Annotated in this window: 17 protein-coding genes; 8 read left to right on the top strand and 9 right to left on the bottom strand. The window is 58.3% G+C overall.

Translation table 11 applies throughout. The features are described from left to right. Positions 1 to 12: 12 nt before the first annotated feature. A complete protein-coding gene (dbpA, locus tag V3388_RS08295) occupies positions 13 to 1392 on the bottom strand; it encodes an ATP-dependent RNA helicase DbpA (RefSeq protein ID WP_336367056.1) in 1380 nt (459 codons plus the stop codon). A 184-nt stretch (positions 1393 to 1576) separates the two neighbouring features. Beyond that, a complete protein-coding gene (locus tag V3388_RS08290; RefSeq protein ID WP_336367055.1) occupies positions 1577 to 2437 on the bottom strand; it encodes a choice-of-anchor L domain-containing protein in 861 nt (286 codons plus the stop codon). A gap of 413 nt (positions 2438 to 2850) precedes the next feature. Between V3388_RS08290 and V3388_RS08285 the strand changes: the two genes are divergently transcribed. The 4 genes from V3388_RS08285 (at position 2851) to V3388_RS08270 (ending at position 8009) form a co-directional block, all read left to right on the top strand. Beyond that, complete coding sequence (locus V3388_RS08285) at positions 2851 to 3774, top strand: formylglycine-generating enzyme family protein (RefSeq protein ID WP_336367054.1); 924 nt, start codon at positions 2851 to 2853, stop codon at positions 3772 to 3774. A gap of 180 nt (positions 3775 to 3954) precedes the next feature. Further along, positions 3955 to 4878: a formylglycine-generating enzyme family protein gene (locus V3388_RS08280; protein WP_336367053.1), complete on the top strand. Its 924-nt coding sequence runs from the start codon at positions 3955 to 3957 to the stop codon at positions 4876 to 4878. A 442-nt stretch (positions 4879 to 5320) separates the two neighbouring features. After that, on the top strand, positions 5321 to 6241 hold the full coding sequence (locus tag V3388_RS08275; RefSeq protein ID WP_336367052.1) for a formylglycine-generating enzyme family protein: 921 nt from the start codon (positions 5321 to 5323) through the stop codon (positions 6239 to 6241). A gap of 844 nt (positions 6242 to 7085) precedes the next feature. Further along, positions 7086 to 8009 carry a formylglycine-generating enzyme family protein gene (locus tag V3388_RS08270; RefSeq protein ID WP_336367051.1) on the top strand — a complete coding sequence of 308 codons (924 nt, stop codon included), beginning with the start codon at positions 7086 to 7088 and terminating at the stop codon, positions 8007 to 8009. On the opposite strand, the gene V3388_RS08265 is transcribed toward V3388_RS08270, so the two are convergent. Together V3388_RS08265 and V3388_RS08260 are read right to left on the bottom strand one after the other, a co-directional pair. After that, on the bottom strand, positions 8006 to 10318 hold the full coding sequence (locus V3388_RS08265) for a hypothetical protein (RefSeq protein WP_336367050.1): 2313 nt from the start codon (positions 10316 to 10318) through the stop codon (positions 8006 to 8008). The two genes, V3388_RS08270 and V3388_RS08265, sit on opposite strands and share 4 nt — an antisense overlap. After that, positions 10296 to 11201 carry a DUF4123 domain-containing protein gene (locus V3388_RS08260; protein WP_336367049.1) on the bottom strand — a complete coding sequence of 302 codons (906 nt, stop codon included), beginning with the start codon at positions 11199 to 11201 and terminating at the stop codon, positions 10296 to 10298. Before V3388_RS08260 ends, V3388_RS08265 begins: the two co-directional genes overlap by 23 nt. Before the next feature lie 238 nt (positions 11202 to 11439). Between V3388_RS08260 and V3388_RS08255 the strand changes: the two genes are divergently transcribed. After that, positions 11440 to 11703, top strand: a complete 264-nt coding sequence (locus V3388_RS08255; RefSeq protein WP_336367048.1) for a hypothetical protein — start codon at positions 11440 to 11442, stop codon at positions 11701 to 11703. A 65-nt stretch (positions 11704 to 11768) separates the two neighbouring features. Here the strand turns inward: V3388_RS08255 and V3388_RS08250 are convergent, their stop codons facing one another. Together V3388_RS08250 and V3388_RS08245 are read right to left on the bottom strand one after the other, a co-directional pair. Next, positions 11769 to 13148: an MBL fold metallo-hydrolase gene (locus V3388_RS08250; RefSeq protein ID WP_336367047.1), complete on the bottom strand. Its 1380-nt coding sequence runs from the start codon at positions 13146 to 13148 to the stop codon at positions 11769 to 11771. 95 nt (positions 13149 to 13243) lie between these two features. Beyond that, positions 13244 to 13693 carry a pilin gene (locus V3388_RS08245; RefSeq protein WP_336367046.1) on the bottom strand — a complete coding sequence of 150 codons (450 nt, stop codon included), beginning with the start codon at positions 13691 to 13693 and terminating at the stop codon, positions 13244 to 13246. Positions 13694 to 13897: 204 nt separating this feature from the next. Here V3388_RS08245 and cysQ point away from each other — a divergent pair, with 204 nt between their 5' ends. The 3 genes from cysQ (at position 13898) to V3388_RS08230 (ending at position 17375) form a co-directional block, all read left to right on the top strand. After that, positions 13898 to 14656, top strand: a complete 759-nt coding sequence (gene cysQ, locus V3388_RS08240; protein ID WP_336367045.1) for a 3'(2'),5'-bisphosphate nucleotidase CysQ — start codon at positions 13898 to 13900, stop codon at positions 14654 to 14656. A gap of 190 nt (positions 14657 to 14846) precedes the next feature. Further along, positions 14847 to 15413 (top strand): hypothetical protein, encoded by a 567-nt coding sequence (locus tag V3388_RS08235; RefSeq protein WP_336367044.1) that lies wholly within the window; start codon positions 14847 to 14849, stop codon positions 15411 to 15413. Between the two features lie 42 nt (positions 15414 to 15455). Then, positions 15456 to 17375 (top strand): GGDEF domain-containing protein, encoded by a 1920-nt coding sequence (locus V3388_RS08230; RefSeq protein WP_336367043.1) that lies wholly within the window; start codon positions 15456 to 15458, stop codon positions 17373 to 17375. A gap of 66 nt (positions 17376 to 17441) precedes the next feature. Here V3388_RS08230 and V3388_RS08225 read toward each other — a convergent pair whose 3' ends face one another. From V3388_RS08225 to V3388_RS08215, 3 genes are all read right to left on the bottom strand, one after another. Beyond that, the gene (locus V3388_RS08225) at positions 17442 to 19658 is read right to left on the bottom strand and encodes an Ig-like domain-containing protein (RefSeq protein ID WP_336367042.1); all 2217 of its coding nucleotides are present in this window, start codon (positions 19656 to 19658) and stop codon (positions 17442 to 17444) included. Between the two features lie 14 nt (positions 19659 to 19672). After that, complete coding sequence (locus tag V3388_RS08220) at positions 19673 to 20764, bottom strand: OmpA family protein (protein ID WP_336367041.1); 1092 nt, start codon at positions 20762 to 20764, stop codon at positions 19673 to 19675. Between the two features lie 383 nt (positions 20765 to 21147). Beyond that, entirely contained in the window at positions 21148 to 21750 is a 603-nt protein-coding gene (locus V3388_RS08215; protein ID WP_336367040.1) for a hypothetical protein, read from the bottom strand. Positions 21751 to 21756: the final 6 nt, after the last annotated feature.

Raw genomic sequence — 21756 nt, 5'->3', positions numbered from 1 at the left:
AATCCGGTATGGCTATACTCGCCGAACCCGAAACGACCGCCCCTTCAGCTTACCTTCCCCTAATTTTTTCAATGCCTGCCTTGCCGCATCCCTATCAACGGCGACGTAGGCATAATGTTCAAAAATCTGAATTTTGCCCACCTGATCCCCGGTGATGCCATTTTCCCCGGTTAGCGCACCAAGAATATCCCCCGGGCGGACCTTCTGCTTTTTACCTCCATCAATTTGGAGTGTGGCCATTGCCGGTTTAAATGGCACTTTTTCTAGCAACTTAAGTGGCGGCAGGGCCGAGGGTGTGATGGCCAAGTTCAATGACGATTCCAACCGGGCGATCTTGAACGCTTCCTTTTCAGTAAAGAGCGTGCAAGCCAGGCCTTTGCTGCCGGCGCGGCCGGTTCGGCCGATACGGTGAGTATGCACGTCGCTGTCCCGGGCCGGGTGAACATTGATCACCAGGTCCAGATTATCAATGTCGAGACCCCGGGCGGCGACGTCCGTGGCCACCAGGATAGACGCGCTGCGGCTTGAGAAACGCACGAGGGTCTGGTCCCTGTCCCGCTGATCCAGGTCGCCGTGGAGAGCAACAGCGGCAAACCCGTGGGCCTGGAGCTCGTTGGCAAGGCTATCCGTATCACGTTTTGTGGTGCAGAACACCACGCTGCTTTTCGGTTGAACCTCCATCAGGATCAGCCGCACCGCGGTTGCGCGGTCCTCATTGTCCAGGCGGTAAAACCGTTGGCGGATGTTAGGGTTGCTGGGGCTTTGGGCCACCTCCACGTTTACCGGGTTCCGGAGCAGTGCGGACGCGATGCTCGCAATCTGCGGCGGGTAGGTGGCGCTGAACAGCAGCGTCTGGCGATCCTTCGGCGTGCGGCCTACGATGGCCTCAACGGCTGGCTGAAAGCCCATGTCCAGCATGCGGTCGGCCTCGTCCAGCACCACGGTGTTAACGGCGCCGAGATCCAGCGTCTGCTTTTGCAGGTGCTCTTCAATGCGTCCGGGAGTGCCCACGATAACGTGCGCGCCATGTTCCAATGAGCCAATTTGCGGCCCCAGCGGCATGCCACCGCACAGCGTCAGTACCTTGATGTTGTGAATCCCCCGGGCCAGGCGCCGAAGCTCCTTGGCCACCTGGTCGGCCAGTTCCCGGGTGGGGCAGAGCACCAGCGCCTGTACCCGGAACTGAGCAACGTCCAGGCGGTGGAGCAAACCCAGCCCAAACGCAGCGGTTTTGCCAGAACCGGTTTTGCCCTGCCCAATCACGTCCTGTCCCGCAAGAATGGCTGGCAGGCTTTGAGCCTGGATGGGCGTCATGGTGTGGTAGCCGAGGCTGGTCAGGTTGTTCAGAAGGCCTTCCTGCAGGGGCAGGCTGGCAAAATCGATCTGGCTCACGGGCCGGTCCTCAATGTATCGAGCGGAAACGTGCGCACAGGATAAAGGAAATGCCTGAAACTGCCTAACGGCGGGGGCAAGGGGTCAGGTGAAGTTCAACCGCTGACCTGATGAGGTGGGAGTGAGGGTCAGGGGTCAGATGAAGTTCATCTGACCCCATTTTCAGACCTGCGATTACGTTATCTCACTGAGTCGCCCGGCGGCGACGAGCGGCGAAGGCTGCCAGGCCAATGGCCAGCAAACCGAGGCTGCCCGGTCCGTCAACGTTGACAGGATCTTCACTTGAGAAACTTCCACCTTCGATAAAGATGGCAGAATCGAGGGCGCTGTCGCCAGCATCCGCGAGGGCAATCTTCATGTTATGAAGGCCGGCAGAGAGGCCTGTGATGGACGCGATCAACTTGTCGGTAAATCCATCGTACTGAATGTTGTACGTAGCGGAGCCGTCGGCGTTGTTGTTATAGGCGTCGCAATTGGGTCCGACGCCACTGTATGGGTTGCCGCAATTCACGTTGTTGATGCTGACCGCCTGGCCATCCGGGGCCAGAGCGATGTTCTGGCCATCGACGAAGAAGGCAAATACGTCGTTATAGCTGCTGTTGACGTACTCGTTGTATTCCTCAGATGCAAAGACATAGCTGAAAAACAAGCTGTCCGTCGAGGATGTAAAATCGAATGACAGTACGGCCGCATCATCCGTTGACTGTGAGATCAGGCCATTCAGATCGCTATCTCCTGAGCCGCCACCGGTCCCGATGTTACCGGTGTAGCTGGATGTGCTGTTCGGGCCCGGAGCACCAAAGATGCTGCCAGTGCTCATGATCAGGCCGGAATCAATGCCCAGCACGCTTTGCCCGTCAGAGAACTGGCCAGCCTGATTGGAGCCGCCAGTGTAACTGACGTTGGAAATCGTAACGCCAGAGCCAAGGATCGCGCCTGCCAGCACCGATCCGTCCGTACTGGATGAGTCGATGACGAGGGCGGACGCGGACTGGGCCGCGGTGAGCAGAATACCGGTGAGTAGAGCGTGTTTTACGGAGTGCATCAGCAGATCCCTTTAGTTGGTTGCAAGTCCTGTGCTGCGCGATAGGCGCTCTCTCGTCCTGCAATATGCATGCTGATGACTGAAACAGGCTTTACTTTCATGTGGATATCTTTCGAGTGGTGATCCCAGGTGTAAAAAATTTGGACGTCTATTAGGGTGCGAGGTGATGCGATCACTGACCGGCAAGGGGTCAGATGAAACTCATCTGACCCCAAATTCTCCTGAGAATCCGGGGCAGGGCAGCTGTCAGACGAGTTTCATCTGATTCCAAGTCAACACACCAATTTTTTGATAGGATATGGCGCAGGTCAGAAATCCCAGGCTGGGCAGCGCAGGGCGGAATGCCAACCCGATAAGCGCGGCAGCAGTCCGCATCCACGACAGGATCGTTGTGGCCACGATAAGGACGTCAAATGCATAGATCGCTTTTACTCCCTCTCATTTTTCTGGCTGGCTGCACGAGCCACGCGATTACCAGCAGCACCTTATCTGACGCCGAGATTGCCGATATCCAATCCCGCGTTGAAGCTCGCTATCCAGATCTGTCCTCGGAGAAAACTCGCGCGGTCACCGAGCTGGTGGTCAGGGCCCTGGATAACATGGTCCCCATCAAAGGCGGCACGTTTATGATGGGGGAGTTCAAGATTCCCTGTGAGCCGGGTTCAGAGCAGTTGTGCTATTCAGACTTTAACCGTGATAACGATTATGCCCACACGGTGACGCTTGATGACTACGCGATTGCAAAGTTTGAAACGACGATGGCCGACTTTGATCTCTTTAGGGCACTCAGAGGCAGCGAGCCTTACGAGCAAGGAATCCGTGAAAGTGAAGGTGGGGCCTCCTTATTTATCGCTGATAAGCCCGCGTGGACTCGGAACTGGGACGAGCCGCAAGCCTACTGTCTATGGGTGGGCGAGTTAGCGGACCGTGATGTCAGTTTGCCCTCTGAAGCACAATGGGAGTTCGCCGCCCGAAATCGGGGAAAGAATGTTCTCTACGCAACGGATAATGGGAGTATCGATCGGGGAAGAAATTATCGAGCCAGAGGTGACTTTTCGGGAACCCACCCAGTGGGTAAGTTTCCCCCAAATCCGCTTGGATTGTACGACATGTCAGGAAACACGTCGGAGTGGGTCAGAGACTGGTACGCGTCCGATTATTACTCAAGCAGCCCGCTTAATAACCCCGCGGGCCCGATGGCCGGGAACAGCCATGTACTGCGAGGAGGCTCCTTTGCGGATGATCCTCGCTACAACACCACTCTCTTGCGCATACATGAGGAGGACCTCGGCTTCTACTCTGAAATGTATGGTTTTCGATGCGGGCTGGATAATTAGGCGATTCGTATTGAGTCTTCGTCTTTGTCTTGGTGAGCAAAAAGTTCTTGCCGGATGCGCGTGCGATCTTTGCCCTTTGGTCACCGCGTCCACGCCAAGCGATCAGGACGCCCGTCGCACAATCTCGGCAGCAACTCCACATCCACGACAGGACCGTTGTGGCCAAGAAAAGGACGTCAAATGCATAAATCGCTGCTACTCCCTCTCGTTTTTCTGGCTGGCTGCACGAGCCACGCAATCACCAGCAAGACGCTGTCCGACGCCGAGATTGCGGATATTCAATCCCGCGTTGAAGCTCGCTACCCGGAACTGTCCTCTGAGAAGGCCCGAGCCGTGACGGAATTGGTCGTGCGAGCCCTGGATAACATGGTTCCCATCAAAGGTGGCACGTTCATGATGGGGGAGTTCAAGATTCCTTGTGAGCCGGGTTCAGAGCAGTTGTGCCATTGGGACGTAAATCGGGATAACGATTATGTCCATCAGGTGACACTTGACGACTACGCGATATCAAAGTTTGAAACGACCATTGCCGACTTTGACCTCTTCAGGGAACTCCGAGGCAACTCGCCGTATGAGCAAGAAATCCGAGAAAGCGAGGATGGCGCCTCCTTATTTAACGATGACAAGCCTGCGTGGACGCGGAACTGGGAGGAACCTCACGACTATTGTCTGTGGATGGGTGAATTAGCGGGCCGGCCTGTTAGCTTGCCATCCGAAGCTCAGTGGGAGTTCGCTGCCCGTAATCGTGGTAAAAATGTTCGTTATGCGACGGATAATGGAAGTATCGAACTGGGCAGAAATTATCGGGCCAGAGGCGAATCTTCGGGAACTCATAGAGTGGGTAAGTATCCTCCGAATCCCCTTGGTCTTTATGACTTGTCTGGAAACACCTCTGAATGGGTAAAAGACCGATACGCGCCTAATTATTACTCAAACAGTCCGAGTAATAACCCCGCTGGCCCAGATACCGGAAGCAGTCATGTATTGCGAGGAGGGTCCTTTGTCGGCGATCCGGCTTACAATACGACCGTTATCCGTAATCATAAGAATGACATTGGGTTCTACTCAGAGATGTATGGGTTCCGATGTGGATCAGATGATTAAGCGATCATTATTGTTTCACCGTACATTTCTTGATAAGCGAAGAGAGTTCGTTTTATGCGAGGAATGTCCTTCCCCGCTGGGGACCGCTCCCATGCCAGACGGCTGGGCGTTGATTTTTTGCGTCTGTACCAAGTTCCTCGAAGATCCATTTATGAAACGGCGTGAGTTGATTATTTTCCTCCGATATTCCATCGTCTAAAAATGCAGTCAGCCGATCCAGAGACTGAATCTGGTCGCCTTTTTTGCCCGCCCCGGTTAGCGTAAACGTCATCTGCCACTGGCAGTGCGCAGCAAACCGGCACCAATTTGCTTCAATTCTTTGATAAGCTAGGCCTCAGATTTAATGTTGCCGGCCCAAAAAAGAGGGTGATATTCCGCCCCGGCATCGCCGTAGCAATCCCCATCCACGACAGGACCGTTGTGGCCAAGAAAAGGACGTCAAATGCATAAATCGCTGCTACTCCCTCTCGTTTTTCTGGCCGGCTGTACGAGCCACCCAATCACCAGCAAGACGCTGTCCGAGGCCGAGATTGCCGATATCCAATCCCGCGTTGAAGCTCGCTATCCGGAGCTGTCCACTGAGAAAACCCAAGCGGTGACAGAGCTGGTCGTGCGAGCCTTGGATAACATGGTTGCCATCAAAGGTGGCACGTTCATGATGGGGGAGTTCAAGATTCCTTGTGAGCCGGGGTCAGAGTCGTTGTGTTATTCGGATTTTTATCGGGACAACGATTACGCGCACAAGGTGACATTGGGTGACTACGCTTTGTCCAAGTACGAAACGACGATCAAGGAATTTGATTTGTTTCGGCAACTCCGGGGAAAAAAACCTTATGAGAACGAGCTGCGTCAGAGGGAATCTCGACAGTATCTTTTCGCTCCTAAGAAGCCAGCGTGGACGCGAGACTGGGAAGAGCCGAATGCATACTGCCAATGGATTGGGCAGTTGGCGCAACGTGAGGTGAGTCTCCCAACGGAGGCGCAATGGGAGTTTGCTGCACGTAATCGGGGTAAGAATATTCTTTATGCAACGGATAACGGCCGTATTGAGCTAGGGCGAAATTATACGAGTTCTGATGATAGATCAGAAATGAATGATGTTGGTCGCTTTCCGGCAAATCCCTTGGGTATCTATGACCTGTCAGGAAATGCCACGGAGTGGGTGTACGATTGGTACTCGGAAACATATTATCGAGATAGTCCTAGTTACGAGCCTAAGGGGCCGCAAGAAGGAGCAGGTCATGTAATTCGTGGTGGAAGTAATATCGAAACACCTGACACGAATACCACCGTGAATCGTTATCATGATAAAGACATTGGCTTTTATTCAAAGTTCTATGGATTTCGTTGTAGTACGTGGTAATGGTGGATTGCTTCCAAGGCTTTATTTTTGTTCCAATAATTTATTAAGCGAGTTCCAAGTTGCACTCCTATGAATTATCAGGAAATCCTGCGGGCATTATCCTTTGGGCCTGGCGAGCTAGGCGTTTTTTCTTGATTCTTTTGCAACCTTCGCTATTGCTCTGAGGTATCCAAGCCAAACGTTGCGGTACCTGATCTTCCAGGTCAGAAACGAGTTGGTCCAAGCAGCGAAAATTTGCGAGTCAATATTTGTCACATAGCGATAATCGATTGTGGTGCGCTTATTACAGTTTTGCACAGGCTCCACAAATTCTGCAGGTCGATTTTAGTGCCAAAGCTGCCCCTGCGCCGTGAGCCAAAACGATGGTTCCTTTAAAGCCTATAATGATGTCGTTTCCATCGAATTTAAGCTCAAAATACAACCTGGCCCCGCCCGCCACAACGGTAGCCCCCGCTTCAATCGACACCAGCTCCCACCAATTCACATTGGTTTAGAGCTGTTCGTCGGGATGGACCCAGCACAGTTTTCCGTTGACGGCCCCGCCGAAGGCATTGATGGGGACGGAGAGGCACCCGCCGGAGTCGGGCTGGACGCCCCGTTCGTCAGAGTGCAGAAATGCGTCGTGAGGGGTCAGATGAATTTCATCTGCCCCCCCCGGTTGGCGTAAGCTTCAACTTTCATTGACCGTGCCCTTAAAACTGGCACCAATTTGCTTCAATTCTTTGATAAGCTAGGCCTCAGATTTAATGTTGCCGGCTCGAAAAAGAGGACGACATTCCGCCCCGGCAGCGTCGTAGCAACCCCATCCACGACAGGACCGTTGTGGCCAAGATAAGGACGTCAAATGCATAAATCGCTGCTACTGCCCCTCGTTTTTCTGGCGGGCTGCACGAGCCACGCAATCACCAGCAAGACGCTGTCCGACGCCGAGATTGCCGATATTCAGTCCCGCGTTGAAGTTCGCTATCCGGAGCTGTCCACTGAGAAAACCCAAGCGGTGACAGAGCTGGTCGTGCGAGCCTTGGATAATATGGTCTCCATTAAAGGCGGTACGTTCATGATGGGTGAGTTCAAGATCCCTTGTGAGCCAGGGTCAGAGCAAATGTGTTATTCGGATTTTCACTCAGACAACGATTATGCTCACAAAGTAACGCTTGATGACTATGGTATATCTAAGTACGAGACAATCATTCGGGATTTTGATCTTTTCCGTGAGTTAAAGGGACGCGTGCCGTACGGTAATAAAATTCGAGACATTGAGAGTCGACAATATTTGTTTGTACCTGACAAGCCTGCCTGGACGAAAAACTGGTCGGAACCTAAAGAATATTGTACCTGGATTGGCGAGCTATCAGGAAAAAAGATCGATCTACCAACCGAGGCGCAATGGGAATTTGCGGCTAGAAATCGTGGGAAAAATATTCTGTATCCTACGGATAACGGAGAGGTAGACTTGGGCCGAAATTATCGTAAAGATGGGGAAGGAGATCGGAATCAAGAAGTCGGACATTTTCCGCCAAACCCTCTAGGCATATATGATTTAATGGGCAACGCTGCCGAATGGGTTAATGACGTGTACGATCCTAATTACTACAAAAATAGCCCGGTCCTAAACCCTAGTGGGCCAAAAGAGGGCGACGAGCACGTCACTCGTGGCGGAACTAACGCTAATAACTTTGAATTCAATACAACGATGCGCCGTGGGCACGAGGCGACGCTCGAGTATTATTCTGATTTGTTTGGGTTCCGGTGTGCATATAATTATTAGACAATGATGCTGTTATCTTGATATTTGTTTTTATATGCCATTAGTCTTTCTCGAGCTCGCGTCCAATTCTTTCGGCCCTTGGTCGGTGTCCAAGCAACAGTCTGGGGGACCGGTGCATTTGGATCAGTTCCCAGTTCTGTCATGATCCAATTATTGAATTCGGTGAGTTGATTGTCGGTTTCGTCAGTACCATCATCTAGTATTGAGCAGATTCGCTCCAAGGATTGTATCGGATTGCATTTGCTACCATCCTCGGTCATGTGTTGCAGGACTTCATGAAATTTTCGCCAGGTGCCTATGTGCGTTATTAGATAGTTTAACGCAGTTTCTTGTTCTTCCTCCCAGGAGTCAACAAAAGTGAACGTCAACGTATGACACATCATTCCAAGTGTCTCAGGGGATATTTCATATAACGAAATATTCTCCTTTTTTGTTCTAAAAATAAAATCTAAGTCTCGATTATTTATTTTTCTGGCGAGTATCTCAGCGTTACTTTTTTGTATTGCGCGATTTTGCCATATTCGCCTAAGCAATGAATACGGTTGATTATACCAAGCAGCCATGTCTTCGCATCCGTCCATAACGGCCAGAAAGAGGTTGCGAGACCAGGCTAAGAAAAGCTCGTCGCTGATATTTTCCAGATATTCATAATCAACTGAGCGAAGAGTCTCCATCGTCGCTTTGAACATTGTCCAGGCGCTTTCCAAATTGATTTTTGTCCCAAAGTTTCCGCTGGCTCCGGGTCCAAAAACAATGCGACCACTGCACTTCATCAATAAGTCGTTACCCTCTACCCCAAGCTCAAAATCCAACCCAGCCCCAACCCCCGCAGCCACCGTCGCCCCCGCTTCAATCGACACCAGCTCCTGCCAGTCCGCATTCGTCTTAAACTGTTCCTCCGGGTGAACCCAACACAGCTTACCGCTGACGGCCCCGCCGGCTTCGGCACCGGCGAACGCGTTGCCTGAGACGGAGAGGCCGGCACCGGGATCGGGCTGTACGCGGCGTTTGTCCGAGAGCAGGAACGTGGCGGCGCCGGTGTTCAGCCGGGCGTTAGCCTCGCCACTGGCGCGGCCGCCGGCGAAGCAGTTGAGGGTGACATCGCCGGACAGGCGGAAGGCGCCGAAGGGTAGGTCGGTCAGTTCGCCGTTGCGGTTGCGGAAGGTGAAGCGGCAGTCCCAGCCGGCCTGGTCCGGAATAAACACTTCCGCCAGCTTCACTTCCGCCTCCAGCAGCGCCATGGAGGCGCTGGCTTTTACGCCGATATCGATCTCACCGGTGCTCAGATCGAAGCTGTTCACGCCGGCGCTGGCCTGCATGGCGTAACGCATCAGGTGGGCTTCGGCACTCACTTGAAATCCGTTTTCCGGGGGCGCTTCGCCGTCGCTGGAATTCCAGGTCAGCGTGGAGTGCTCTTCGCCCAACAGGTGTCCGGAATCCTTGGCTTCTGCAAACACCACTTCAATATTGCCGACAGGGCTTTTGGCGGCGTCTGCTTTCAGGTCGTCCCGGATTTTGCCCATCAGTTCTTTCGGGGAGGACTTGGGGTTCTCCAGTACCCTGGCGATGCGGCGGGATTTGCGGATGGGGCGCACCGCCCGGTGGTGGGTTTTCAGTCGTTGAAACGTGGATTTGCGGATGTAGTACCACCGGCCGGGGCGGCTGAACACCATGATTTCGACAACGCCGGCCTCCCGCCGGCTGCTGCGGGATGAGAAATCAGAGGGTTTAATGCCGGAACCTTTCACTCCGTCCTGAGCGCTGCCTTCGCGCAGTTTCGCCTGGAGCGCCTGGCGCCGGGCCCGGAGGGTTGCCAGCCGCTTGGCTTTGGCGGCCGTGAGGATGTCCTCCCGCAGTTGGGCGTCGTCGCTCACTGCCGCCAGAATTTTCGAGGGGTCGTAATCGTCGTACCAGCGGATCTGCTCATCCAGCGCCGCAATCTGCGACTGGATCAGAGACGCTTTTGGCGGTTCGGAAGCGGCGGTGTCCGGCGCATCCGCTTCCGGCGCCAGCACGCCCATCTCGGTGGCTTTGATCATCCATTTACGCTTGGGGCTGGGCTCATCGTCGGTCTCTGTGGCTTGGCTGCTCTGGGCCTCGCGGAACTCGGCCATCAGGTTGTCCATGTCGGTGATTTCCCGGTACAGCTCCTCTGCGGCGCTGTCGGGCAGTGCCAGGCACCATTCGTCATCCCCCGCCCCAGTGACGTGGATGATCTCCGCGACGGTCCCCTGGCACGCTGGGGATTCGCAGCGGGACGATGCACGCCGCTCGGTGGCTTTCGGTTCAGGCAGGGTGGCGTTGGTCATCGGGCATCTCAAGGATGTCTTCCATGGCACGCAGGCGTTGGTCGAGGATCACCTGCGGGTTGTCCAGTAGGGCGTTAAACGGTGGCTGGCGGAAAAAGCTGGCGCCATGTCGAAGGGCAAGCCGTAGCCAGCGTTCCAGATGTTGGCTCGCATGAACGCCGTGCCGGTCGGCCTCGAGCAGGCGCTCCAGTACCCAGCGTGCGGGATGGTCGTCGTCTGGCACCACATCGGCGTAGTGGGTAGCGTATCCTTGGGCTTCGCTCGCCAGCCAGAAAGCAGGAACGTCAGCCAGCGTGTCCGGGGGCAGCGCCGGTGCCTCGGCGGTGGGCGGCGCGGGCAAGGGTGTTTGAGGTTGGCCGGCGGCAGGCCCTGTCGCCGGGAACGGCCTGGCAAGACGCCAACGATGACCATCGTGCCAGGACCAGGCACTGGCACAGAGCAGAAGCGCCTGTCGTTGCGAGGGGGGCATGGCGCATAACAGAGGCCCGAATTTGCGCGGGTCCTGGATGCGCAGCAAGGTCTCGCCTCCGGTCAGCCCCTGGTGAAGCCATCGGCTCAGGTGGCGGTGTAAACCACCCGTCGTCCAGGATGTGTCCAACAGTATGCCCCCCGGTACCTCGACCATTCGACGGGCCAGCGCTTGCTGAAACGCGGGCGCCTGCCGCAGGTCGACCAGTGCGGGCCCGGCCCGCCAGTGCGGCCACCAGGGCGTGTCTTCAAAGAGGCTGCGCCACGGTACGGGCTCGCTTACGGCGGCGTTGTAAAGAAGTGCCAGCAGTGAGTCGTCGGCGGCGAAATCCACCAGCGCGTGGGAGGCTGGTCCACAGGCGGGTGTGACAGGCGTGACCCTCTCCAGGGTCTCGATCAGTTCGGCGGCATCCATGCGCGTCAATCCGGAGATGGTTTGGTCGTTCGGTGAAACGGTGGGTTGAGACAGTACCCAATGATCAAGGGCCTGGCTATAGGCTATGGCTGACGAATGCTGGGGGCTATGTCTTACATGGGCTTAAGCCCGGTCTGCCGGCAGGTCATCGCCCCGCGCATAAAAATTTTCAGGGGGACGTAACCAAAGCCCGGTGGCCGTGTCTAAGGTTGGACGGCAGCCATTTGGAGGCACTGCTATGACACGGTCAACAGGCATTGTGGGCGCCACGCTGGTGCTCCTGACACTACTCGGGCACGCGGCCAAGGTCTCCGCGCAGCAGTACATTGGGGAAGCGGTACAGGGACAGCCGATTCATGCGCCGGAACAGTCCGTTCCGATGCAACCCTGTACGCCTCAGGCAGCCCCGCAACGAGCCAATGCGACTGAAAGTGATCCCGGCGTATTGGATCCACGGGTAACGCCGGCCTACTGGGGAATTGAAGCCGACACGCTGATCTGAGAAGGCCCCTGTAATCGCGCGTTGCCCGGCATCGAGAACGGCAACGCGCCCTTGGCCTGGCGGCGTTACACCTCCACCTCTGAGAACAGCTCTGGCACCTCGGCATCCCACCCGAAGCGTTCGCGGAGCCGTTTGCGCATGGTATCGCTCGCCACCGGTTCGCCGTGAGTGACGAACACCTTCCGCGGTGACAGGCCGCTACCGTCGGCGGCCACCCCCTGGTCAAGCCAGGTCAGCAACTCCTGGTAATCCCCGTGCGCGGACAGCGAATCGAGATTGTGGATTTCCGCTTTGGCCGGCCAGTACTCGCCGTGAATCTTTACCGACTCCGCACCGTGAACCAGCGCATCGCCCCGAGTGCCCGGCGCCTGGAAGCCCGCAAACACCACGCTGTTGCGAGGGTTGGGCAGTAGCGTTTTGAGGTGATGCAGCACCCGCCCGCCCGAAGCCATGCCGCTGGCGGACACGATGATGCAAGGGTAGCGGGCGGCGTCCAGCTTCATGGACGCTTCCACGGTGCGGACGAATTCGGTGTGTTCGTCAATCAGCTCGCACTGGGCCTGGCTGAGCTTGTGCTCCTTGTGGTGGCGGCAGAAAATTTCCGTCGCCTTGATGGCCATCGGGCTGTTCAGGTACACGGGCAGTTTCGGAATCCGGCCTGCGCCCATCAGTTTGTGAACCACATACAGCAGCATCTGGGCCCGGCCGACCGCAAACGCCGGCATCAACACGATGCCGCCGCGGCCGGCGGTTCGGGTGATGATATCCGCCAGCACCTGTTCCGGGTCCAGTTCCCCGTGGGTGCGGTCGCCATAGGTGGATTCGCACACCAGCACATCCGCGTGTCGGATCGGCTCCGGCGGCCGCATGATCAGGTCCTGTTGCCGGCCGACGTCGCCGCTGAACACCACCGTCCGGCCCGACGCCTTGTGGTGCACGTGCACGCAGGAGGATCCGAGGATGTGCCCCGCGGGCGTAAACGTCACCTCAAAGCCGGGCACCGGCTCAAACGGCTCGTGGTAGTGCAGGGACTCAAAATGACGCAAGGCGGCCCGGGCATCCTTCTCCGTGAACAGGGGTTCCGGATTGGCGTGGCGGGAAAACTTCTTGTGGTGGGCGTAGCGGGCGTCTTCTTCCTGCAGGAAGCCCGCGTCCGGCAGCAGCACATCGCAGAGTTCGTGGGTGGCCCGGGTGCAGAATACCTTGCCCCGAAACCCTTGCTTCACCAGCGCAGGCAGGTAGCCGGAGTGATCGATGTGGGCGTGGGTAAGTACCACCGCATTAACGGTATCCGGCGCAACTGGAAACGGCGCCCAGTTTCGACGACGCAGCGTTTTCACGCCCTGGTAGAGGCCGCAGTCGATCAGCAGGCGATGGTGTTCGTCCGAGAGCAGATACCGTGAGCCGGTCACCGTGCCGGCGCCACCAAGAAATCGCAGTTTCATCGTGCATCCCTGTATCGCGATGGATGCTTTGAGCTTAACTCAGGTTTCCGGATTTGTCGGCCAAACCACGATTGCCCAACGGCCTCGTGGGCGGTTCAGGGCGCGATACTGCAACCCGAAGGCCGGTAGTCCGGCTTCCAGCTGCCGGCGCCGGAGGGATCTATCACACAGTTCCAGCCGCCCATGGCGCTTCGTTCCAAACGAACGACGGCACCTGCCACGTTCGGATGGGCTTTGCCCCCCAGCGTCACCTGAAGGTGACCGGATCCGTCAGGGTTCACCGTGGCGATGGGCGTAGACGCGTTACCGGTGGTCAAATCGGACGGCGTATACCCGAGCTGTTCGTTGGTGATGGCGGTCGTGGACGACGACAACGCCGTCTCAAACGGTGTCTTGTAATGCCCCAACTCGCCCACCGCCCGGCTGACCTGGGATTTCATGACATTCCCCTGGAACAATGGGATCGACATGGCGGCCAGGACGCCGATGATCGCCACCGCAATCATGAGTTCGATAAGGGTGAAACCGCGAGTCCTGTGAATCATGGTGCTCCTGCTCTGGGCGAAAATGTTTGACGATAGTGACGGGGTTGAGCGTGTTTTGTTCCGCAGGCCTGGTTTTACGAGTGCCGGCGGCTGACCGATGATTTTCTGAAAGCAAACCTGAGGCCAGGTTTGTCCTGTTGTTGGGCCTGACGGAATTCGCTAGTCTCAGCGACACCGGACTCACAGAAACCCACAAGGCCTGCCATGACCTACGCTGATCTTCTCCCGAAAGTCCTCGCCATCGCCGAAAGCGCGAGCGACGCCGTGCTCGCCATCTACCAGACGGACTTCGCGGTGGATTTCAAAGACGATAAGTCGCCCATCACCGCCGCCGACATCGCCAGCCACAAGATTATCGTCAGCGGCCTGGCCGCATTAACCCCGGATATTCCGGTTCTCTCCGAGGAAGGCGCACAAATGCCATGGAGTGAACGGCAGCAGTGGGCGAGATTCTGGTTGATCGACCCGATTGACGGCACCCGGGATTTTACCCAGCGTACCGGCGAGTTCACCGTCAATATCGCCCTGATCGAACACGGTGAACCGGTGCTGGGCGTGGTCACCGCGCCAGCGCTGGGAGAAGCGTTTTGGGGCGCGCGTGGCGAAGGCGCCCACAAACGGGAAAGAAACGGCGTCAGCCACGCCATCCAAGTGGCAACGCCGGGCCATGTCCAGCGGGTCGTGGCGAGTAAGAACCACCTGAACAGCGATACCCGAGCCTTCATCGAGCAACTGGGCGAACACGAGCTGGTGCAGGCTGGCAGCTCCTTGAAGTTTTGCCGCATCGCCGAGGGCAGGGCGGATATCTACCCGCGCCTGGGGCCAACGTCGGAGTGGGATACCGGCGCGGCGCATGCCGTGCTGCTGGCGGCGGGGGGAAGCATCCGCACGCTGGAGGGTGAGCCACTGCGTTATGGAAAAGAGGATGTATTGAATCCGTTCTTTGTGGCGGCTGGTGGGTGAAGGGAAGGGGTCAGATGAAGCTCATCTGACCCCAGAACTCCCGTTCCGCGCGCCGTCCGCGACGGCTCGGCAAGACAGTCGACGGTTTTATCGAATTACGCTAGTCTCAAAATCAACGTAGCGTCCCCACCTAGACCGGCCGCGTTCGGTGTTGTCGGTGGTCCTCCATTGCGGTTTTAAGGAAGCAGTTATGGCAGCGTTGCCCTTGCCATCCGACACGGAATTGTCCCAGTGCCCCATCGACGAGCTTCGCGAGCGGCTCAGCCATCTGGTGCCGCCAGTGGACGCTTCCCTGAACGAGCGGTTCACGTTCAACGTTGAAAAAGCGTTTCGTCAGGCCTGTTACGCCGGCGACCTGGACCGCATTGAGCTTTTCATACGCGGCTTGCCCCCCGCCTTCTCAGCCCTGCGTCAGTCCCTGCTGAACAATCGACACGCGGTGTCCTGGGCCGCCTACGGACGCCAGGAACGCGTCATCCGTTACCTGTGTGCGCTTCAGGAAGACGACGCGCTCATCGGATTTGATTATCGCGCCGTACTTGAATTCATTGATTACCTGAAAGGTGTGTCGTCCTCTCAGTCGGATCTTCCGCCGCTCCCTCGGTCTCTGTCCCAGCCGGACAACGCGTCCACGATGGCCGTGTTGGCCAGGGTCGCGGTTGAGAGAAACGCGGTAGATCTGCTCCGGGCCATTGAAGCCCGGGTTGAGAAGGCGCTCGACCGTCAAATCGAATATCAGATGTCACGGCCCGTCTGAGGCCCGAGGGATGGTCGTAAGGCCGCAGTAACGCGAGGATTCATGATCAACGGACTGTTCTGGATTGCCCTCCTGGCGGTGTTGGCACTGGGTTTGGCCGCCACCGTCATCGCCGTCAAAGCCCGGGCCGAGGCCCGCCGCATGAAAGCCACCGCCGCCGAGCTGGCGGAGAAGAATCGCCGGCTGACCGAACGCCTGAACCAGAGCCGCAACACCCTGATGGACCTGGTTCGTGACCTCCCCCAGCCTGCCTATTTGCTGGACCGCACCAGCGGTGTAGTCATCCGCGCGTCCCAGGCGACACCCGACCCGGAGCGAACGCCTGAGCGGAGTCGATGGGACATCGTCGTTGCCGCCGGGGAGTTTGATTTGATATTTCCCCAGTCGACCGACGACAGTGGCGAGCCGAATCGTCGCAGGAACGACCGGGAACACAAGGTCGTTCGCTCTGTCCTGAACGAACCCAACGTTGTCAAAGGTCTGGAGAAGGCCGCCGCTTTGCTGGTGGCTGGCGAGGCGATTAGCGAGGCCGGGTTCGCCGTCACCCTGCTGGACGAGCAGACCCGTCATCTCCGACTGCTCTGGCAAACGGGCATGGTTCGAGGGGTGCAGCGGCTGTTGGATAACGCGGCGCTGGTGTTCGGGCAAATCCCGAGCGCCAATGCCGCGCTCCTTGCCCAGGACATCCGGGCGAGCCGGGCCGGTGCCAGCACCTCGGCCGAGAGCCTGTTTGTGCTGCCGGCGGAGGTGGCCGAGTGGCAGTCCTACCCGATCCGTGCGAGCAGCGGTGAGGTGCTCGGAACGTTTGACTGGGTGCTACCGAAAGAGGGTGACGGCCTGGTGCCCGCCGCCGATCGGGTGGCCAACTTTCTGTTCGTGGCATCGGTGCTGCTTGAGCGGCACAGGGCCATGGAAGTCGTCGTGCACCGGTCTCGCACCGACCGCCTGGTCTCCCGGATCAGCGAGCTTCTGATTTCCTCTTCCGCCGGTGCCGAGCAGGAGGCGCTGGTGGAAAGCCTTGGTGTCTTGCAAGGCAGCGACGCGCTGTCCGTCGGCGCCGTCGGGCTGGTTTTTCAGTCTTCTGACGGGCCGTTGGTGCGCCTTGGGTCCCTGTTCACGGCTGCCGTGCCCCTTGACCACGATCTCCCGTGGCTGAAGGCGCAGTTGCTGCCGTTCATCGACAGCCGCGATCACCTCGATATGATCGAAGGGGTCGGTGGCTTGCCCAGATTGATTGCACTGCCATCATTGGACGATGCCGCCGGCCGGCATCTGGTGCGCGCGCTGGGATTGTCACTGGATGAGACCACCGCCAGCCTGGTGATTTTCCCGCTGTTCAGTGGCAGCCGCTTTGACGGGGCCCTGTTGTTCGGCAACTCCCCGGAGGTGTCCGACGCCCAGGGCCAATTGCTGTCCCTGGTGGCGCCGCTCTACACCAGCCATATTGATCGAACGGGGTTGCTCGCCGAGCTGGAGCGGCGGGCCAATGTGGACCTGCTTACCGGCCTCTGCAACCGGGGACACACAGAGCAGGTCCTGCAATCGGAGATTGATCGCTCCCGCCGATATCGCAATGCCTTGTCCGTGGTGATGTTTGACATCGACCATTTTAAATCCATCAACGATACCCATGGCCACGACGCGGGTGACCGGGTGCTGAAAGAAATTGCCCGGCGTGTCACCCGTGCTCTTCGGAACGTGGATGTGTTCGGCCGCTGGGGCGGTGAAGAGTTCCTGGTCATCCTGACCGAAACGCCGGCGGATAACGCTGAGAAGGTGGCCGAGAACGTGCGCCGAGCGGTGGAAGAAGGGCAGTATGGGCTTCCGGTGCCGGTTACCGTGAGTGTGGGTATTGCCGGATTTCGCGAAAACGACACCACCGAGACCCTGGTCAAGCGTGCCGATGAAGCGCTGTACGGGGCCAAGAGCGGCGGGCGGAATCAGGTGCGTCGGGCCGGTTAAAGTCATTGAAGGTGAGCCCATAAAAAAGCCCCGGCCGAAGCCGGGGCCAATGCCTTCCTGGTGGAGTCAGCCGCCGAGCAGGCCGCCCAGTCCGGCAAACAGATCACCCAGCAGCGGTACGTCCTGGAGCTGGGTTGGGTCCAGCAGGCCGTTCAGCGGGTTGTCACCGCTGGCGGCGCCGTCAATCAGTGCCTGCAGATCGCTGACCAGGGGCACGTCGCCGGAGGAGGCGCCGTTTGCCGCCGCCATCAGTTGATCCACCAGATCGCCGATCACCGGAATGTTGGCGTCGTTCAGGTTGTCCGGGTTCAGGGCGGCCAGCACGTCACCGATCAGCGGCACGTCCTGACCACTGAGCTGCGACGGATCCAGCCGCGAGGTCACCTCTTCCAGAACCTGGCCAATCACCGGCAGATCACCGCTGGTGAGCTGGCTTGGGTCGAGCATGGCAATCACATCGCCCAGCACCGGCAAGGTGGCCGGGTCAAATCCGCCGAAACCATCCCCCAGGGAGAAGAACTGCGCCAGCGCCTGGTTGAAGGCGTCGGAGAGGCCCGCGCCGCTGTCCGGCAGGTTGCTCATGTCCAGCAGGGTCAGCAGATCGCCAATCAGCGGCAAATCGTCCGGTGAGGCACTGCTCGGGTCGAAGGGAATCATGTCGGCCAGCGTGTCGAACAGCATGCCGCCCAGATTCAGAACACCGTCTTCACCGACCAGAGTCTGGGTTCCGGAGAGCACGCCGACTGAGGCAAAGGCACCGAGATCCACTTTCAGCAGCTCGCCGTCGAGCAGGCCCACATCCACCAGGGACTGGGCGTCATTCTGGCTGAACAGGGTGCCCAGCATGGGGATCTGCGCCAGCGCATCCAGAACGGTGGTCAGGCCACTCTTGACCGGATCGGGAACCGGCAGGCCGTTGTCGTCCACAAGGCGCAGGTTCACGTCAAAGCCGTTATTGAAGTCCAGCAGGCTGGACAGTTCCGGGGGCAGGGAGGACGGGTCCTGGTTGGCAATCGCGGTCGTCAGGGTCTGCAGCAGCGCCGGAACCTGGGTGATATCACCACCGGTGAACGCGTCCGCAAGGCCTTCAAGCTGGCTGCGATCCAGGCCAAGATCGAGCGCCAGGGTGCAGTCCACGCCCGGGGCGAAGTCGGTCACGCTGGCCGGATCACACACAGCCACGGCGGCTGAGTTGAACTCCGGGAACGTCGTGCCATTCACGGTGGTGGTGTTGAAACCCCCGAAGCTGGACGCGCTGGGTGCGGCAGACGCCACGGCGTCGGTCAGCGGCACTTGAAGCAGAAGCGCATTATCCAGTGAGCTCAGGCCGTCGCTGCTGTCGCCGAATCCGAGGGGTTCCAGCAAGGTGCCGCCCACGGTATTGAGCCCGTCGCCCAGGGCGGGAATCTGGCTGACAACGCCATCGTTCAGCGCCAGTACCAGGCCGCCGGTCCGGAACGTGAACGTGTATTCACTCGGCTCCAACGGATTGCCCGCAAGATCGGTTACGGTGGTGCCGACGGTCACGGTGTAGTAGGTCTGGCCATTCAGGTTGGCGCTCGGATCAAATTCGATGGAGTTACCCACCGGATTGATGGCGCCGGAGACCGTGCCCACCGGGTTACCGTTGATGTCCAGTTCGGTGACCACAAAGTTGGACGCGGTTACCGAGCCCGGATCAATGGCCTCATTGAACTCCACCAGAATGTTGCTATCTGTGGCGGCCAGGGTTTCGCCATTCTGCGGGCTGGCGGCCGTTACTTCCGGGCCGGTGGTGTCACGGGCGTCACCGGTGGTGAACGAGGCTGATTGGGTCGAGCCCAGGGTCTTCGCCGTGGAGCCGGAGCACTTCGCCCTCAGGCCGGAAAGCGCCTGAATCGTGTAGTTGGCGTTGGCGTTCAGATCCCCCATCGGGTTCAGCACAATGGATTTGCCCACCACGCTCGGGCTTCCGCTTTCCAGTGCAATCTCGTTGGCACCGTTGATCAGCAGCCGCACGTTGTTGCCAACGCTGCTGGCGTCCACGTCGTTATTGAACGTAATCCGTACGCTGCTATTTACAGCCACGTTGCTGGCGCCGTCCTTGGGCACGAACTCGGTGACCGCAAACTGAAACGCGTCAGTCTGACAAAATTCCTGCTGGTCGCCCTGCACGGCACCGCCGCCGCCAGAACTCGGAATATCCAGCCGCGGGTCGCCGGGACCACCGCCTCCGCCACAGCCAGACAGTGCCACGGCCGAGACAACACCCAGTGCGATCAAGTAATGATTCAACGTCGTCATGGTAGCTTCCTCTGCTATTTCTTCAGGATTTCGGAGTATTCGCCGGAGACGATCGCCTCGACCCGACGGTTCTGGGCGCGGCCTTCCGCCGTGCTGTTGCTGGCGATGGGTTGGGATTCGCCCATGCCGGTGGTGGTGATGCGGTTGCGATCAATGCTGAATTCGTTGATCAGCACCTTCATGACCGCGTCCGCGCGGGACTTGGACAACCGCTGGTTGTAGCTGGAGGCGCCGGTGCTGTCGGTGTGGCCTTCCAGCAGGATGGTGGAATCCGGGTACTGCTTGAGCACCTTGGCCAGTTCGCCAATCTCCGGAATGAACTGATCACGCACTTCGGTGCGGTCCAGCTCGAATTCCACGTACAGGGTCTGGCGAATTTCCCGGGTCAGCTTCTTCGGGCAGCCGTCGGAATCCACCAGGGCGCCCTGTGGCGTGCCCGGGCACTTGTCCATGGCGTCAATCACGCCGTCACCGTCGGTGTCTTTGGGGGGCGGTGCTTGCACTTTCATCGGCTCCGGTGCCATACGGACCGGTTGAGGCGCGGCCGGGTAGGTCCGGCCGAACACGTACTGCAGGCCAATGAACGGCTGGGCGTCCACGTAGCCGTCCTCCAGCTCGGTGCGGGCGCGAACGCCGGCCTCCGCCAGCAATCTCGGCGCCAGCATCCGCTGGAAGCCGCCTTCCAGATAGATGGCGTCCTCGGTTTTGCTGGGGCCGTTATCGACATTGATGTCTGTGTAGCTGTAGCCGAGCCCACCAAAAGGGCGCCAGTCCAGAACCCGGAACTTGGTTGGGTGCACCCGGCCGCCCAGGGAGTAACGCAGCAGGCTGGTATCCAGGTTGGTGTTGCGGGTTTCCGGCTGCGCGTAGCTGATCTGCCCGAGCACGCTGAAATTGGGGTTGAACTGATGGGTGACGTTCAGGCCACCCTCGGGGTAGTTGTCCAGATTGTCCCGGACCACGGATTTGTCCTTGGAGTTACCGGAGTCTACGTAGCTACCTTCCAGACCGACGCTGGTGTAGCTAAGCGGAAAGTTTTCCGCCGCGAACGCCGCGGCAGGCATAAGAACGGCGGCGCAGACGATGGCCAGTTGGTGTTTACGCATAACGGTCAAGCTCCTTGTTGGCTGATTCCTTCGATTAGCATAGATTGTATTATGCGATAAACAAAAGTGTGTTTACAAACTTTTACATTTGTTGTCTGGACACGCTACAAACGAGTGGTTGGGGCGGGGTCAGATGAGCTTCATCTGACCCCAGGGCAGGGGACAGGGGTCTAGGTCGGGGTCAGATGAGGTTCATCTGACCCCAGGACTGAGGGGCTTGGAGTTTGGATTCGGGGTCAGATGAAACTCATCTGACCCCAGGTCTGAGGGGCTTGGAGTTTGGATCCGGGGTCAGATGAAACTCATCTGACCCCAGGTCTGACGGGCTTGGAGTCTGGATCGGGGTCAGATGAAACTCATCTGACCCCTTGCTCCGGTAAACCTCAGTTGACCCCGTGCCCTGGCGGCGGGATTACCAGCTGGGTCTGGGGCGGAATCACGCTGATCTGGTCCTGGAGGATGGCCTCAAACCGGAACACGGTGACAAACTTGGCAATGCCGAAGCGGGTGGCAACGTCGTAGGCCACGGCGTTGAGTTCCCGATAAGGCGGCAAGGCCATCAGCCGGTCCAGCAGGTCCATGCGCTCGGAGGGTTTACGGGGGAAGTCTTCGTTCGGCGCGCCCTCGGCGTCCAGCCACTGGTTCCAGTGGTGGTTGATGTCGTCGAGGACATCCCGATTGGCGCGCAGGGGAAGGTTCAGGAACCGGCAATGGTCAAAGGTGTCCAGCTTTTGTTTGTTGCTGTCCCAGTGGTCGATGTCCACCTTGATGTCGGCGAAGCAGACGCCCCGTCCAGAGGCCGCGCTCTCCCGGACCGCAGCGCCGATCAGGCTGCCGGGACCTTTGTTGCCGTACAGGAAGGTAACGCCGGTTTTGGGGAACCGGAATGTCGGCGGCTGGAAGTAATCCGGTGCGTCCAGGGTGTAGGCGGCGGGTTGGGCGTCGCCGTCATAGAAGAAAAAGGTCTTGGCACCAATGACAGACACAGCGGG

It is taken from the genome of Marinobacter sp. C2H3, assembly GCF_037080155.1.
Lineage (GTDB): Bacteria > Pseudomonadota > Gammaproteobacteria > Pseudomonadales > Oleiphilaceae > Marinobacter.
The sequence above is the reverse complement of the archived record's forward strand: the minus strand, read 5'-3'. Positions and strand labels throughout refer to the sequence as shown.